We start from the raw sequence: 16,801 nt of genomic DNA on the forward strand, positions 1-16,801 counted from the left end.
CAAAGGAACAAGTATCAAAGATACCCGTATCAAAATAAGCTGTTGCGAATATTACCATAACCAAACTGTATGCCAGAAAGAACCATCATGAAAAGCAACAATTCAGGCAATTTATCAGTCACCAAGCCACTTTTGCCAACTCTCGCGTACCAACGCTCGCTGTGTGCTGAAATGGTCAGCGGAAACTCGGCTGGACAACGTTTGCAAGGCCAAATGATGCAATTCATCACGCATGGTAATATAAGCCTGCGTCAAAGCCATCGCTTCCTGATCCTCCATAATATTATGGTTCGCCATCAATTCGAATATGCGCACATTATCAGACCAGCGTGTCAGACTGGCATTTTCGGCGGCATAGCGCAGAACCTGATACTGAGCAATAAATTCAATATCCGTTATTCCTCCCGGATCAGCTTTAATGTCAAACTGATCAGATTGATGGCTGCCCAAATGTCGGTGCATTTTCTCTCGCATCTCACGTACTTGCTGTCGCAGAAGATCAGGATCGCGAGGAAGACATAATGTTTCCCGGCGAATGCGTTCAAAATCATTACGCATCTTCTCATCACCAAACACCATACGTGCCCGAATCAACGCTTGGTGTTCCCAAGTCCATGCTTCATTTTTCTGGTAATCGTCAAAGGCTTCAAGCGTACTGACCAGCATCCCAGACTCACCGGATGGCCGCAGACGAGCATCAACGTCATACAATATCCCCGACGCCGTTCGGGTACTGAATAAGTGAATGATGCGTTGGGCAAGACGTAAATAAAATTGGCGGGCATCAATGGAACGAGCGCCATCCGTCACCACGCCCATTGGACAATCCAGCAAAAACACGAGGTCTAAATCAGAACGATAACCCAGTTCCCAACCCCCCAATTTTCCATACCCGATAATGGCAAAACCCAACCCCTGACGTTGCGACAAGTGAGCTGGGGCACCGTAGCGTTTTACCATCTGATTCCACGCTTGCTGCACAACAGCACCAATAATGGCTTCAGCCAGATAAGTCAGGTGATCACTCACTTTCATCACTGGCAGAACCCCCACAATGTCTTCTGCTGCAATCCGCAATAATTGGGCTTGTTTGAATTGGCGCAACGCCTCCAGCAATTGTTCCTCGTCATCCTCAGGAATACGCAGCAGATATTGATAAAGCTCATCACGATAAGCTTCCATCGGTAATGGTTGATACAGTGATTTTGGATCGAGTAGTTCATCCAATAAAAGCGGATGATGAGTAAGCTGACTGGCAATCATCGGGGAAGCAGCACATAAACGGATAACATGAATCATGACCTGCTCTGATTCCAGCATCAGTTCCAGATAAGTTGTTCGGCTGACAATACTGAGCAACAAGGGGACAACCCTTTCCAAAACTGTGTTGGCATCTTTCCGCTCCCCAATTTTAGCCAACAGGCGCGGCATCAATTGGTCAAGTATATCCCGCCCTCGTGGGCCAATAGTGCGTTTACTGAAGTCCTGGCGGAAAATCGTAATTACATCAAGCATCTTCTGGGCTTCTGTCTCAGAAAGATGGGAAACCTGTGACATGAGTTCATCTATATTCAGGACTTCCTGCCATAAGCCCTTAAAGGGCACATAGCTGGCTTCCTCACCATTTTCATCAGTTTCATCGCCAATCAGTTGCTGGAAAATCTTCCGCACCGCCTTCATCTTGCATTCGGTTTCGGCCATCAATTCACTCCAATCGGCAAAATCCATCCCCCAAGACAAGCGAGCACGATCTAATTCACTCTTCGGTAAAGTTTGCGTTTGTTGGTCATGAATTGATTGCAATAGGTTTTCAAGCCGACGCAAGAATAAGTAACTCTCTTCAAGTTGCTTCACCTGTTCCGACGGCAATAAAGACAACTCTTCAATCGCTTTTAATGTCGGCAGCAATGAGCAGGATTGCAGGCTTGGCTCTCTTCCCCCACGAATAAGCTGAAAGACTTGCGTGATAAATTCGATTTCCCGAATCCCGCCCGCACCTAATTTGATATTATCTCTTAACCCACGACGACGGACTTCCCGCTCAATCATGCCTTTCATATTGCGCAGGGATTGAATCACACTGAAATCAATATAGCGACGGAAAACAAACGGTCGCAACATCTGGCGTAGTTCTTGACAATATTCCTGCTCGCCATGACCTAAAATACGCGCTTTTACCAGCGCATAACGTTCCCAATCCCGACCTTGTTCCTGATAATAATCTTCCAATGCCGGAAAACTGAATACCAAAGGCCCGCTATCACCAAATGGGCGCAACCTCATATCAACGCGATAAACAAATCCGTCTGCCGTTTGCTGATCCAGCACCTTAATTAACTTCTGCCCTAATCGGGTAAAAAACCGGGCATTATCCATTTCACGGCACCCGCCTTGCGTTACGCCATTTTCTGGATAAGCAAAAATAAGATCGATATCAGAGGAAAAATTTAATTCTCCCCCGCCCAATTTCCCCATGCCAAGAATCAATAACGGTTGCGCCATTCCTTCACTATTAGTGGGCGTTCCCCAATCCTGGCAGCAACGCGGGTAAAGCCAGTCACGAGCCGCCAGGATCAAGGTTTCAGCCAGCATACTCAACTGCTGCAATGTCTGTTTTGTCGTACTGTGTCGCAATACCTGCAACCATGTGATCCTCACCAACATTCGGTGACGAAACAGACGCAAAACTCGCATCAAATCATTTTCATCATTTACCGTACATAACGTTTGAGCCAGCCAAGGAGAATAATGCTGCCACTCCTCCGGCCGGGGAGGATTTTGGCGGATATCATCCAACCATTCAGGATGTGACAGTAAATTTTCTGCTACAAAATCACTCAATGACAGTACGGCCTTTTCATCCAGTGTAAAGGGTACTGCCGTTCCTTCCAGTAGTTGGATATTTGCAACGATATGCTGCAATTGTTGAGCTAAAGGTGGTGAGAGAGGCAACATAACTGAGTTTTCCTTAATTACCGCATATTACCATTTAGTAGCGTAACAGAAAGAACTTACTGAGGTTGAGCCATCAAACACTGTGTTAACGCCAGCTTACATTGCAGCCATGAAGTGCTGTAACACACGGTTTCAGCATCTGCGCTGGTCGCTGCCAACGCCTGTTTTAATTCAGGTAATAACTCAGGTAACAGGCCAAGTTCGGGTAAACTCTCCGGTCGCTTTTCAGTCAACAGCTGCACCCATTGAAAAACCCGTTCCAGTCCCACTTTACCTCCTGCCAGACCCGCCAGCCATCCTTCTTCCTGCTCTTGCCATTGCACCAGAATTTCAGAGAGGATCGCAGACAATGGTTGCTGCCATTCCGGTTCATCAGGCACACTTGGCAACGCTTTATGCGACAGACCATGCACAGGCGCATATCCCCGGGCCGCTTTACTTTTATCCGCCAAACGCAAGCCATTCTGTGATGCTAATTTATCTGCCAATGACAAAACATCGGTGACATTCCCGCTTATTAGCTCCAGCTCAAATTCACAAATGGGTAATGTCTGCTTTGCAGTAGGCTGATTTTCAATGAAAATAATTCCCTGATCCAACACCACTTCAATTTCACTTTGTCCGTAGGCTACAAGCCATTTTTCACGAGTAAAATCGGTACTGAATAATGGGGCCAATTGCGCCTGCAGGTGCGTAAGATTGATGTTTTCAGGCCAGATATGGGCAGGAAATTGAGCTAAATCTAATTCAGGGTGGTGCAATGGGATATTAAATTCAGGGCGCCGATGCAATCCACCAATCACTTTACCTGAGGTTTTAATCGTCATCTCATATTGCCCGTCAAAACCACGGATGCGCAGTCCCATATCCCAACGCCGCAATTGGTTATCCCGCGTCTCAAAATAAATATTAGTCAGGTGCTGTGGTGAAGTATAGTGATGAGGAAACTGAAATAACTGCTGGCGAACTGCGGCTATCACATCAGGCTTAGCAGACAGTTTCAACTCTATTTCTACAGAACTAGAACTCATATTTTTTTATTCCTCAGGTCACATAACAGAATTTTTTCTTAACCCTGTTCACACATTGTTTCGTAACATACTTTATTTCGTAACATATTTTGTTTTATAAAAAAGTGCAAATAAACCACAATAGAGCATTATCTCAACAATCATCATACTTACTTCGCCAAAAAAAAACCTAACAAGGTCTGTATTCGGCCAGTTGAGAAAGTTCTCATTCTGGTTTACTGATTGCACCCACAAACTTAACTCTTTACTATCCTTTGAGTAGTTTGAATCACAAGTAGCTTGAATCACAATTGGCCCATACACAAAAAACAGTTGAACACAGAATGCAAAAACTACATCGATTATTTATCCTGTTACTGAGTTTTACGCTCCCATTATCCATACAAGCTGAAGAAAAACGTTATGTTTCTGATGAGCTGTCAGCTTATATTCGTAGCGGGCCGAGTATTAAAAACAAAATCATTGGCTCAGTGAACTCCGGTGAGGAAGTTATCCTGCTCAATGCAAAATCAGAAAATGGCTTCTTACAGATAAAAGACAAAAAAGGGCGTATAAGCTGGATACTATCAAGTGAACTTAGCAATGTTCCAAGTCTGCGTGAACGCATTCCTGTCATGGAACAGAAGATCAAAACGCTGACTGACAATCTGGAGAATATTGATGATACGTGGAATAAACGTACCGCAGAGTTGCAAAACAAAGTGGCAACCAGTGATGCAATCATCAATGATCTGAAAAAAGAGAATGCTCAACTCCAAAGCAAATTGACAGTAGCTGAGAAAAAGGTAGAAGTTGCTAACTTGCAACTGGATGATAAGCAACGAGAAATTATTCTACAGTGGTTTATGTATGGCGGTGGTGTTGCGGGAATTGGCTTGCTTTTGGGCCTTGTATTGCCACACATTATTCCACGCCGTAAAAATAAAGATCGCTGGATGAGCTGATTTAAGGCTGATTTTAAGGAAAGAAGAGTGAAAATCTATTTGGTTGGCGGCGCCGTTCGCGATCAATTATTGGGCCTGCCCGTGACTGAAAGGGACTGGGTTGTTGTTGGTGGCAATCCAGAAAAACTCCTGTCACAAGGGTATCAACAGGTCGGGAAAGATTTTCCCGTTTTCCTGCACCCTAAAACCCACGAAGAGTATGCCCTTGCACGCACAGAAAGAAAATCAGGACAAGGATATACCGGATTTACCTGTTACTCGGCTCCCGATGTGGCTCTGGAAGAAGATCTGCTGCGTCGTGATCTAACGATTAACGCCATTGCACAAACGCCAGAAGGCGAAATCATCGATCCCTATCATGGCATCAATGATCTCAAAAATCGCACCTTGCGCCATGTCTCAGCCACATTTTCAGAAGATCCCCTGCGTGTTCTGCGTTTGGCTCGTTTTACCGCCCGCTTTGCCCATTTAGGATTTTCAATCGCACCGGAAACGCAATCGCTCATCACAGAAATGGTGGCGAGTGGTGAATTGTCAGCATTAACCCCTGAACGAGTTTGGCGGGAAACAGAAAAAGCCCTCACGTCACAATCACCACAAGTCTATTTTCAAGTTCTGCGTGATTGCGGTGCGATGGCAATTCTTTTTTCTGAGATCGATAATTTGTTTGGTGTTCCTCTGCGGCAAAAAATACGAGAAAAATCGTACATCGCACTTGATGCCGGCCTTCATTCCTTGCTCGTTTTACAAATGTCTGCTCACTTGAGTAAAGATATCGATATTCGTTTTGCTTCATTATGTGGCCATGTCGGAATCATTCCCGTAAGGCAAATGGGCGAGCGGTTGCGCATTCCCAACGCAGCCCGTGATTTGGCTGCGATTGTGACGCAATACCTCGACTGGGTGCATAACGCAGAACAATTGCCTGCCGAAGACCTGCTGACCTTGTTTAATGCCGTTGATGCCTGGCGTAAGCCGCAACGAATTGAACAATTAATTATTTGCAGCGAAGCAGACAGCCGTGGATACACAGCTCCAGAAACCTCGGCTTATCTGCAAGGAAATTATTTACGCGAAGTGTTTACTATTGCCAGTCAGGTAAACGTTCAAGAAGTCATTGCCCGTGGGTTTCAGGGCGCGGAAATACGCACAGAGTTAGAACGTCAGCGACATATTGCCATCACAAACTGGAAACAGCGGTCGGTAAATTAATTTCTGGTGCCAAATACACGCGTCCCAAAACAGCCATAACGTTGGGACGCTTTTTTATGTCATCATCGGAAGGATTTATCAGTTAACCTGCACTCCGCTCAATCACCACACCAACACTTTTTGCCTGTGCGACAGCGCCCGGTTTACTCACTTTGATCTTTACCCAAGGTGAATGAAATTGATTCAGCAAGATATTTGCCACTTCTTCAGCTGCCCGTTCGACCAACGCAAAACGCTGGCTTTTCACATGATGAATTACGGCTTCACTGACCCTGGCATAATCCAGACAATGTTCGACATTATCGCTGGAAGAGGCGCGTTTGTTATCCCATCCCATTTCGATATCGAACACTAATTTCTGTTTAATCGTTTGTTCCCAATCATAAACACCAATAGTGGTAATCACCGTTAATTCGTTAATAAATACGATATCCATCACTACCTTTTCCCCGTTTTTCTGTCCGCCAGATACCACTTCCGGCGAAATGTGCGTATTATCCTTTGTTAGACTTAATAAAACGACTCTTATTCATTGGAGATATCTTATGAGTGCAATCGCACTTGGCATGATCATCTTCGCGTACTTATGTGGCTCTATATCCAGCGCGATATTGATATGCCGTTTGGCAAGGCTTCCCGACCCCCGCCAACATGGTTCCGGTAACCCTGGAGCAACAAATGTACTGCGCATCGGTGGTCAATGGACTGCATTGGCAGTACTGATTTGTGATGTCCTCAAAGGGCTTATTCCGGTTTGGCTGGCATACAAACTCAGCATTCCGCCATTTTACTTAGGTATTATCGCTATTGCTGCCTGTTTGGGGCATATTTATCCCATCTTCTTCCATTTCAAGGGGGGAAAAGGCGTAGCAACCGCTTTTGGTGCCATTGCTGCCATTGGCTGGGATCTTATGGGATTAGTCTCTGGGACATGGCTGCTGACTGTGCTGTTAAGCGGTTATTCCTCACTAGGTGCCATTGTCAGCGCACTGGTTGCTCCTTTCTACGTCTGGTGGTTCAAACCTGAATTCACTTTCCCTGTAGCAATGTTGTCGTGCTTGGTTTTAGTACGTCACCACGATAATATCCAGCGTCTCTGGCGTGGACAAGAAAGCCGTATCCGGCAGAAATTAAAAAAGAAACAAGACATGACGGATAAAGAAAAAGTTCAATCCACAAAAGAACAACAAGACGACTGAATCCAAAAGCCCCACAACAAGGGGCTTTCTTGGCTAATATAGAATATATTATTTTCATCATTTACAATAAGTTTCCCGACTAACGTCACGATTACTTCTATCGTTATCATGAAAAAATAGAAGATAACATCAAATTAATCTGTAAAATCTATATTTATAACCATAAATATGACATAAAATTACTTTTATATACTTCGTCTTTCAAACTGCTTCTTTGTTGGCTGCGCTCGCTCACCCCGGTCACATAGTTATCTATGCTCCCGGGGATTTGCTCTCTTGCCGTCGCGATGCAACTTGAAATCCATTGTGTATACAACCCTTTATTGTTTTGTGAAAATGATTGTGTTTTTTGAACCACTCATTATTTTAACCTTAATAATACGCTAGATTTATAGTGCAAAATATAAACTATCTGTGAAAGGGGGTTTTATGAAAGCACTTGTTTATCATGGAGCAGGTCAAAAACATTGGGAAGAAAAAGCATTGCCTCAAATTATTGAGTCAACTGATGCCATTGTCCGCATTATTAAAACTACCATCTGCGGAACAGATTTACATATCCTCAAAGGGGATGTTCCAACGGTAGATAAGGGCCGGATTTTAGGCCATGAAGGCATTGGGATTGTTGAAAATATTGGGAAGTCTGTCCGTAATATCAAAGTGGGCGATAAAGTCATTATTTCCTGTATTACAGTTTGTGGCAGTTGTAATTACTGCAAGCGTCAGCTTTATTCACACTGTGAAGATGGTGGTTGGATCCTTGGACATAAAATTGATGGTACTCAAGCTGAGCAAGTACGCATTCCTCATGCTGATAACAGCTTACATCGTTTGCCAGAAGGGATAAATGAAGACGCTGCATTGATGCTTAGTGATATCTTACCGACAGGGTTTGAAATCGGTGTCATCAACGGCAGAGTTCAGCCAGGTCACACTATTGCTTTGATTGGTGCTGGTCCAGTTGGCCTTTCTGCACTTCTGGCATCACAATTCTACTCTCCAGCACACATCATTATGATTGATACTGATGACAATCGTCTTCATGTCGCCCAACAGTTTGGGGCTAACACAATTATCAACCCGGCACGCCAAAATGTCGTGGCAGAGATTCAAAAAATCACTGATGGCATTGGGGTCGATGTCGCGATTGAATGTGTTGGAATACCTGCAACATTCAAAATCTGTCAGGATATCATCACTGCTGGCGGGTATATTGCTAACGTTGGTGTTCACGGAAAATCCGTTGAATTGCATCTGGAAGAACTTTGGATCAAAAACATCACCATTACTACCGGCTTAGTGAACACAAGCAGCACACCTATGCTGCTTAAAAGTGTGCAATCCGGCAAAATTTCACCTGAAAAACTCGTGACGCATCGTTATCTATTGAGTGAAATTGAAACAGCTTATGAAGTCTTTAGTAACGCCGCTCAGGAAAAAGCACTGAAAATTGTTTTAACATCAGAATAAACCTATGACTCAAAGCAGGAAGGGGAAGTCTAATTTGCTTCTTCCTGCTAAAATAACGACTGTTACTGAACTTTGCCAAACAGGCCATATCGTTCCAATATAAATAATGAAAAAGGCTGAGCACCAAGCGGTGGTCAGCCCATGTCATTCAGTACATTTCTTATCATTTCTTCAATGCAGGAAGATCCGATAGCGGCCAGCGTGCTTTTACTGTAACACCCAATTCACCTGTGGTTCCGCCTTGTAAGCGGATCATGCCAGCCAGAGCGATCATCGCACCATTATCAGTACAGAATTCAGGACGGGCATAGAAGACTTCGCCACCCAGTTTCACCATTAATTCCTGCATTTTTGTCCGCAATGTCCCGTTGGCACTCACTCCCCCAGCCATCACCAGACGCTTAAATCCCGTCTGCTCCAACGCCCGTTTGCATTTAATCGCCAGCGTATCTACAACGGCATCTTCAAAGGCACGGGCAATATCCGCTTTGGTTTGCTCATCCTCAACATTATCATGATCATGAATGTTATTATGGATGGTATTATTACGAATGGTATTGGCAGCAAATGTTTTCAGACCAGAAAAACTGAAATCCAGCCCGGGGCGATCTGTCATTGGACGCGGGAAAATAAAACGTCCGGCTTTACCCTGCTGTGCCATACGGGAAAGTGCCGGGCCTCCGGGGTAATCCAACCCAAGCAGTTTTGCGGTCTTATCGAAAGCCTCACCCGCAGCATCGTCAATGGATTCCCCCAACAATTGGTATTCACCAATTCCTGTTACACTAATAAGCTGGGTATGACCACCAGAAACCAACAAAGCAACAAAAGGGAACTCAGGGCTATTTTCTTCCAGCATCGGCGCCAGTAAATGGCCTTCCATATGATGTACGGGAATAGCCGGTACATTCCACGCGAACGCCAGTGAACGCCCAATAGTTGCCCCGACCAATAATGCACCAACCAAACCAGGCCCCGCAGTGTAAGCAACGGCATCGATATCTTTATTTGTCAGCCCCGCTTCTTTCAAAGCTGCCTGAATCAAGGGAACCGTTTTACGAATGTGGTCTCGCGATGCCAGTTCCGGCACAACACCGCCATAATCAGCATGCAGTTTTACCTGACTGTAAAGTTGATTGGCTAGCAGACCGGATCTGTCATCATAAATTGCGATTCCAGTTTCATCGCAGGACGTTTCTATACCTAAAACTCGCATTGTACTTTTCGTCTCGTCACTCTATCGTCACCATACTATTCATATTTCTTGGTGCACATGAATTCATATATCGTATTCCCCTAAATCGGGCATAAGTGTACCACTATCCGTTTATAACCACTATTTATACCCACTATTCATAACCTGTATTCGCCCCACTGAATGATGGCTTAACCGGACTATTTATAGGCTGGCTATTTTTCCTGTTTAGTCTATAATCAGTACCCTACTTGAATCTCCTGTGTGGTTAATGTTAATAGCGCTGACGCAAGGCTGCTTTTTTTGTATACAAAAAAGCATGTTATAGCCCGTTGCGTTATAGGTTTCAATTTTCCTCGGCACTTTACAAAGCCGTGTTCATTGAAGTAAAATTCCGCACCATTTTAAAGACGGCTGGCACTATCCCGCCAGCGACAAACCCGATTTCTATTGAGGTGAGAGGCACATGCCAGTAATTAAAGTACGTGAAAACGAGCCATTTGACGTAGCACTGCGTCGCTTTAAGCGTTCTTGCGAAAAAGCAGGCGTATTAGCAGAAGTTCGTCGTCGTGAATTCTATGAAAAACCAACGACTGAACGCAAACGCTCTAAAGCTTCTGCTGTTAAACGTCATGCTAAAAAGTTAGCTCGTGAAAACGCACGCCGCACTCGTTTGTACTAATCCTTGCGGTCAATCCGCATAGTGGTTGTATTGACAAACTACTGCAATTAAAGGCCGTGCTTTCCCAGAGAAAGTGCGGCTTATTCTCGTTCATCAACAGGCGTAAAAGGGCTTATGGCTGGACGAATTCCACGCGCATTTATCAATGACTTATTAGCAAGAACCGATATCATTGATTTGATCGATGTCAAAGTGCCTCTCAAAAAGAAAGGCAAAAACCATCAAGCGTGCTGTCCTTTTCATAACGAAAAAACCCCTTCATTTACTGTTAATGGTGATAAACAATTTTACCATTGCTTCGGCTGTGGCGCGCATGGCAATGCTATTGATTTTCTGATGAATTATGACAGGCTGGGCTTTGTCGAATCCATTGAAGAACTGGCAGCAATGCACGGGCTGGAAGTGCCTTACGAAGCAGGTTCCGGCGGCGGTCAAATCGAACGCCACCAAAGGCAAAATCTTTATCAGTTGATGGAGAAGCTAAACAGTTCCTATCAGCATTCACTGAATACACCTAATGCTCAGTCAGCCCAGCAATATCTGGCTCAACGTGGACTCAGTGAAGAGATAATTCAGCATTTTGCCATTGGTTTCGCACCAGCGGGATGGGATAACGCTCTGAAACGCTTTGCCCATAACGTTGAAGATCGCAAACAGCTAAACGATGCAGGAATGCTGGTCACGAATGAGAATGGTCGGACTTATGACCGTTTCCGTGAACGTGTTATGTTCCCAATTCGAGATCGCCGTGGTCGAGTAGTTGCATTCGGGGGAAGAGTTCTGGGAGATGCACTTCCCAAGTACTTGAACTCACCGGAAACAGAAATTTTCCATAAAGGCCGGCAATTATACGGACTCTATGAAGCTCAACAAAACCACAATGCGCTTTCAAGGCTATTGGTAGTTGAAGGTTATATGGATGTTGTTGCGCTGGCACAGTTTGGCATTGACTATGCTGTGGCTTCTCTGGGAACGTCCACGACAGCCGAACACATTCAACTCCTTTTTCGGACAACGGATAGTGTTATCTGCTGTTACGATGGCGACCGTGCTGGCCGTGATGCCGCATGGAGGGCATTGGAAACCGCGCTGCCCTATCTGAATGATGGACGGCAATTACGTTTTATGTTCTTGCCTGATGGCGAAGATCCAGATTCACTAGTTCGCAAAGAAGGCAGAGAGATTTTCGAACAGAGAATGGGAAAAGCATTGACCTTATCTGAATTTTTGTTCGAGTCTCTATTGCCACAAGTAGATTTGAGTACCCCAGAAGGGGCTACTAAACTCAGTTCGCTTGCCATGCCGCTGATTAGTCAAGTTCCTGGGGAAGCGTTGCGGCTCTATTTACTCCAAGAGATTGGAAGGTTACTAGGCATACCTGATACAACACAATTGGAACGATCTTTGGCAAAACTTGTCAAAAAAGATACCAATGCATATCAGGCGCTAAAACTGAAGCCAACAACAATGCGAATCCTTATCGCATTGTTGGTGCAAAATCCGCATTTAGCGACATTAGTTCCTTCATTACAGGGAATGTTTTCTGCTCAGATAGCGGGGTTACCGTTATTCATTGAGCTTGTCGACACGTGTCTTGCTCAACCGGGTTTAACAACCGGTCAGCTTTTGGAGCAGTATCGCGATAATAAATACGCAAAACAGCTTGAAAAACTCGCTGCATGGAACGATATACAAGTAGAAGAGATTGCTGAAAAAACTTTCAGCGATGCGTTGAACCATCTTTTCGCATCAGCACTTGATGAACGTTTTAATTTTCTGATTGCCAAAGGCAGAACTGAAGGCTTGACATCAGAAGAGCGCGAAGAAGTCCGCTTAATTACGGAGTCTGGTGCGAGGAAATAATAATTTGCTTCAACAAGACTATATCAATTAACTCACTCAATACATTTGCATGTGTAATATTTTTGATGCAAATACGCTTTGATAAAAATATAGCTTGATGAAACAGATTCTAAACTAAACCAAGATTAAGAACACTGATACAGAATTCACGGCTTAAGTGCCGCATTAGGTAGGGAGATAGCTCTACAATTGTCGCTATTGTGGGCTGCGGCAATACAATGAAAACGCCCCTAAATGTTATTGTTGGCATATTTGTTTCGCCGACCGAACACCAACCAATACTCTGAAGTGTGGATACCGTCTTATGGAGCAAAACCCGCAGTCACAGCTAAAGCTACTTGTCACCCGAGGTAAGGAGCAAGGCTATCTGACCTATGCTGAGGTCAATGACCATCTGCCGGAAGATATCGTCGATTCTGATCAGATAGAAGATATCATCCAAATGATCAATGACATGGGCATCCAGGTAATGGAAGAAGCACCTGATGCTGATGATCTCATGTTGGCAGAAAACACAAACGACACCGATGAAGACGCGGCGGAAGCGGCTGCGCAAGTGTTATCCAGTGTCGAGTCAGAAATCGGCCGTACTACTGATCCAGTTCGCATGTACATGCGTGAAATGGGCACGGTGGAGCTACTGACTCGTGAAGGTGAGATTGACATTGCAAAGCGCATTGAAGATGGCATCAATCAAGTACAGTGCTCCGTTGCTGAATATCCAGAAGCAATCACCTACCTGCTGGAACAGTACGACCGTGTCGAAGCTGGCGAGAGCCGTCTGTCCGATTTGATCACGGGTTTCGTTGATCCTAATGCAGAAGAAGATCTCGCACCAACAGCCACTCATGTCGGCTCAGAACTTCCTCAGGAAGAGCTTAACGACGATAATGAAGATGATGACGAAGAGCGTGAAGATGATTCTGATACTGAAGATGATAACAGCATTGACCCAGAATTGGCTCGCCAGAAGTTTCAGGAATTGCGCACACAGTATGAAATTACTCGTCAGGTAATCAAAAATTACGGGCGTGACAATCCAAATACCGCAGCAGAAATATTAACCCTGTCTGAGGTATTCAAACAGTTCCGTTTGGTGCCAAAACAATTTGATTATCTGGTCAACAACATGCGCTCCATGATGGATCGCGTACGTCTTCAAGAGCGTCAAATCATGAAGATGTGTGTTGAACAGTGCAAAATGCCGAAGAAAAACTTCATCACTCTGTTCTCTGGCAATGAAACTTCTGACACATGGTTCACCGCTGCAAAAGCAATGAACAAGCCATGGTCTGATAAGTTGCAGGAAATTGAAGAAGAAGTAATGCGTAGCTTGCAGAAGTTACACCAGATCGAAGAAGAAACTGGCCTGACAATTGAACAGGTCAAAGATATCAACCGTCGTATGTCAATCGGTGAAGCGAAAGCCCGCCGAGCGAAGAAAGAGATGGTTGAGGCCAACTTGCGTCTGGTTATTTCGATTGCGAAGAAATATACCAACCGTGGCCTGCAATTCCTTGATTTGATCCAAGAAGGTAATATTGGTCTGATGAAAGCGGTTGATAAATTTGAATACCGTCGTGGTTACAAATTCTCAACTTACGCAACATGGTGGATCCGTCAGGCAATCACCCGTTCTATCGCTGATCAGGCGCGTACCATCCGTATCCCGGTACATATGATTGAAACCATCAACAAACTCAATCGTATTTCCCGTCAGATGTTGCAGGAAATGGGTCGTGAGCCTTCACCGGAAGAACTGGCAGAACGTATGATGATGCCAGAAGATAAGATCCGCAAGGTACTGAAAATCGCCAAAGAGCCAATCTCAATGGAAACACCAGTCGGTGATGATGAAGATTCACATCTGGGCGATTTCATTGAGGATACGACTCTCGAACTGCCTCTGGATTCTGCAACCTCAGAAAGCCTGCGTTCTGCAACTCATGACGTGCTGGCTGGCCTGACCGCACGTGAAGCTAAAGTTCTGCGTATGCGTTTTGGTATCGATATGAACACTGACCATACACTGGAAGAAGTGGGTAAACAATTTGATGTAACCCGCGAACGTATTCGTCAGATCGAAGCGAAAGCCCTGCGTAAACTGCGTCACCCAAGCCGTTCTGAAGTACTGCGCAGCTTCCTTGATGACTAATCAACGAATTTGCTAATCAGAACCACCCGCATAGCGGGTGGTTTTATGTTTAAGAAGCTGATGCTACTTAAACTGGCTAAAGCCATAATAAATCTGAAGCTTTTGTTGACGAAAGCATGACCAAAGTATATTAAATAATCAGAAATTTTTATTGAAAAAATGACCAGCATCACTAAAAGTGAGATCAGATTACTACCAATTGATTGAAATACGTTAAAAGATACTGATTATTGTATGTAAAATGCGCATATGAATTTTGGGGACTAGACCTAATACCAAACTGTACCGTATAATCCTCCTACTTCAATGGCCCCTTAGCTCAGTGGTTAGAGCAGGCGACTCATAATCGCTTGGTCGCTGGTTCAAGTCCAGCAGGGGCCACCAGAATTATCAGTAACTTACATGCTATTTGCTTGAGCCATAATTGAGGCTTGGGACGTAGACGGGACGTGAGTGTCAAAAATCACATCTATGTGTCTTGCATGTTCAGTTAAATGATTTGGTGCCAAGTGTGCATATCTACGAACCATTTCGATTGACTCCCAGCCTCCCATTTCCTGTAGAATTGATAATGGAACACCAGCTTGCACTAACCAGCTAGCCCATGTGTGCCTCAAATCGTGGAACCGGAAATTTTCTATTCCGGCTCTTTTTAATGCAGAATTCCATGCCTTATTATCATCGACTCGCATTTTACGGATCACTGGCGTTCGCGTTCCATCGCTTCGGTTGGCAGATTTCTTATGTACAAACACCCATTTTTGATGGTTGCCTATCTGGTTACGCAATACTTGACACGCGGTATCATTCAAGGCTACCCCTATAGCTCTGCCTGATTTGCTGTCTTCTGGGTATATCCAGGCAACTTTTCGCTGCATATCTATTTGTTGCCATTCCAAGTTAATGATATTTGATCTTCTCAATCCGGTTGTTAAGGCAAATTTCACAACAGACTTTAATGGCTCTGGGCATTCATCAATCAACCTTTTCGCTTCATGATGCTCTATCCATCGTATTCGTCCGTTTTTAGGCTGACTGGTTCTGATAATTGGCGCTCTATCTATCCATTTCCATTCTCTCTCTGCTGCCCTGAGCAGGGACTTTATAAACGCCAGATGCAGTGTTTTTGTGGCTTTCGCTGCTAGTTTTGGGGTATAGACAGGAATATCTTTACCCTTCCTTTTATTCGATTCACATTTGGATTGCCAATTTTCCAGATGTTTACGGTTCTCCATTTTTGCCACTGTGGTGTATATTTTCTCTGCCGTGATATTTTTTATAATCATTCCGGAGAAATGGAGTAACCAAAACCCAATCATGCCCTTATCTTTGTCTATTGACTTCTTCTCAGACTTTTCCTCTAACCACCTTACACATGCTTCTTCAAATGTAATATCAGGGTAGTCCCCCAACTTATCGACTCTCCATAAGTCAGCTCTTAGTTTGTCGTGCAATTCCTGTGCTTGCCGCTTGTCCTCTGTGCCAAGAGATTGTTTAATTCTCTTGCCGCCCGGGATCGTGATGTCGGCGTACCAAGTCTTGTTTCTGCGGAATATTGACATATAGCAGAATCAATATAATCAGACATAAGTCACATGCTCTGTAAACAGCTCATCAATAGAGCATCTTTCTCGTCTTCTTGTTGTTTTTGTTTCAGCCCATTTGTTTTCGATAGGATTTAAATCTGGGCTGTAAGGCGGAAGCCATTCTAACTGGCATCCGTGATCGGTTATCGCTTTTCGCGTGTCACCGCGTTTATGGAAAGGGGCATTATCCATCACAATCACTGTCCCCTTAGGGAGCTTCGGCAACAAATCTTGTGTCAGCCAGGCATGAAACACATTCGCATTAATGGTTCCGGCAAACAAACTTAAGGTCACAAAGGTATTTTTAATGATAGCACCAATGGCATTAATGCGGCCTTTGTGCTGCCAGTCATGTAAACCAAAACAGCGGGACCCTTTTAACGAATAGCCATGCGTACGTGGCATGGACTGCTCAAAGCCGCTTTCATCCAGATAAACAATCTGTTTGCCCGCCTGCTCATGATGGCGGATACGCTCGCCAAATACCTGACGAGCGTGTTCGTCAGCGG

At 44.5% G+C, this 16,801-nt stretch carries 13 protein-coding genes and 1 tRNA gene; 8 read left to right on the plus strand and 6 right to left on the minus strand.

Annotated features, from left to right (window positions below; all coding sequences use genetic code 11):
- Nucleotides 1–114: 114 nt before the first annotated feature.
- Nucleotides 115–2,955 (minus strand): bifunctional [glutamate--ammonia ligase]-adenylyl-L-tyrosine phosphorylase/[glutamate--ammonia-ligase] adenylyltransferase, encoded by a 2,841-nt coding sequence (glnE, locus tag BM329_RS11060; protein ID WP_092553037.1) that lies wholly within the window; start codon nt 2,953–2,955, stop codon nt 115–117.
- A 56-nt stretch (nt 2,956–3,011) separates the two neighbouring features.
- Nucleotides 3,012–3,986 carry a CYTH domain-containing protein gene (locus tag BM329_RS11065; RefSeq protein ID WP_092553040.1) on the minus strand — a complete coding sequence of 325 codons (975 nt, stop codon included), beginning with the start codon at nt 3,984–3,986 and terminating at the stop codon, nt 3,012–3,014.
- A gap of 323 nt (nt 3,987–4,309) precedes the next feature.
- Here BM329_RS11065 and BM329_RS11075 point away from each other — a divergent pair, with 323 nt between their 5' ends.
- The gene (locus BM329_RS11075; RefSeq protein WP_092553079.1) at nt 4,310–4,930 is read left to right on the plus strand and encodes a TIGR04211 family SH3 domain-containing protein; all 621 of its coding nucleotides are present in this window, start codon (nt 4,310–4,312) and stop codon (nt 4,928–4,930) included.
- A gap of 27 nt (nt 4,931–4,957) precedes the next feature.
- Entirely contained in the window at nt 4,958–6,142 is a 1,185-nt protein-coding gene (locus BM329_RS11080; protein WP_092553046.1) for a multifunctional CCA addition/repair protein, read from the plus strand.
- Between the two features lie 82 nt (nt 6,143–6,224).
- On the opposite strand, the gene folB is transcribed toward BM329_RS11080, so the two are convergent.
- The gene (folB, locus tag BM329_RS11085; RefSeq protein WP_092553049.1) at nt 6,225–6,578 is read right to left on the minus strand and encodes a bifunctional dihydroneopterin aldolase/7,8-dihydroneopterin epimerase; all 354 of its coding nucleotides are present in this window, start codon (nt 6,576–6,578) and stop codon (nt 6,225–6,227) included.
- Between the two features lie 109 nt (nt 6,579–6,687).
- Between folB and plsY the strand changes: the two genes are divergently transcribed.
- Both plsY and BM329_RS11095 read left to right on the plus strand, forming a co-directional pair.
- Nucleotides 6,688–7,341 carry a glycerol-3-phosphate 1-O-acyltransferase PlsY gene (gene plsY, locus BM329_RS11090; protein ID WP_092553052.1) on the plus strand — a complete coding sequence of 218 codons (654 nt, stop codon included), beginning with the start codon at nt 6,688–6,690 and terminating at the stop codon, nt 7,339–7,341.
- A 429-nt stretch (nt 7,342–7,770) separates the two neighbouring features.
- On the plus strand, nt 7,771–8,811 hold the full coding sequence (locus BM329_RS11095; protein ID WP_092553055.1) for a zinc-dependent alcohol dehydrogenase family protein: 1,041 nt from the start codon (nt 7,771–7,773) through the stop codon (nt 8,809–8,811).
- A gap of 163 nt (nt 8,812–8,974) precedes the next feature.
- Here the strand turns inward: BM329_RS11095 and tsaD are convergent, their stop codons facing one another.
- On the minus strand, nt 8,975–10,027 hold the full coding sequence (tsaD, locus tag BM329_RS11100) for a tRNA (adenosine(37)-N6)-threonylcarbamoyltransferase complex transferase subunit TsaD (RefSeq protein WP_092553058.1): 1,053 nt from the start codon (nt 10,025–10,027) through the stop codon (nt 8,975–8,977).
- 445 nt (nt 10,028–10,472) lie between these two features.
- On the opposite strand from tsaD, the gene rpsU reads away from it, so the two are divergent.
- The 4 genes from rpsU (at nt 10,473) to BM329_RS11120 (ending at nt 15,090) form a co-directional block, all read left to right on the plus strand.
- Nucleotides 10,473–10,688: a 30S ribosomal protein S21 gene (rpsU, locus tag BM329_RS11105; RefSeq protein WP_092553061.1), complete on the plus strand. Its 216-nt coding sequence runs from the start codon at nt 10,473–10,475 to the stop codon at nt 10,686–10,688.
- 114 nt (nt 10,689–10,802) lie between these two features.
- Nucleotides 10,803–12,551: a DNA primase gene (gene dnaG / locus BM329_RS11110; protein ID WP_092553064.1), complete on the plus strand. Its 1,749-nt coding sequence runs from the start codon at nt 10,803–10,805 to the stop codon at nt 12,549–12,551.
- 304 nt (nt 12,552–12,855) lie between these two features.
- Nucleotides 12,856–14,706 (plus strand): RNA polymerase sigma factor RpoD, encoded by a 1,851-nt coding sequence (gene rpoD, locus BM329_RS11115; RefSeq protein ID WP_092553067.1) that lies wholly within the window; start codon nt 12,856–12,858, stop codon nt 14,704–14,706.
- A gap of 308 nt (nt 14,707–15,014) precedes the next feature.
- Nucleotides 15,015–15,090, plus strand: a tRNA-Ile gene (locus BM329_RS11120).
- A 14-nt stretch (nt 15,091–15,104) separates the two neighbouring features.
- Here the strand turns inward: BM329_RS11120 and BM329_RS11125 are convergent.
- Together BM329_RS11125 and BM329_RS11130 are read right to left on the minus strand one after the other, a co-directional pair.
- On the minus strand, nt 15,105–16,268 hold the full coding sequence (locus tag BM329_RS11125; protein ID WP_092553070.1) for a site-specific integrase: 1,164 nt from the start codon (nt 16,266–16,268) through the stop codon (nt 15,105–15,107).
- A gap of 18 nt (nt 16,269–16,286) precedes the next feature.
- The coding region (locus BM329_RS11130) for an IS630 family transposase (RefSeq protein ID WP_245759041.1) at nt 16,287–16,801 on the minus strand (515 nt) is incomplete at its 5' end.

Source organism: Xenorhabdus koppenhoeferi, from assembly GCF_900116635.1.
Lineage (GTDB): Bacteria > Pseudomonadota > Gammaproteobacteria > Enterobacterales > Enterobacteriaceae > Xenorhabdus > Xenorhabdus koppenhoeferi.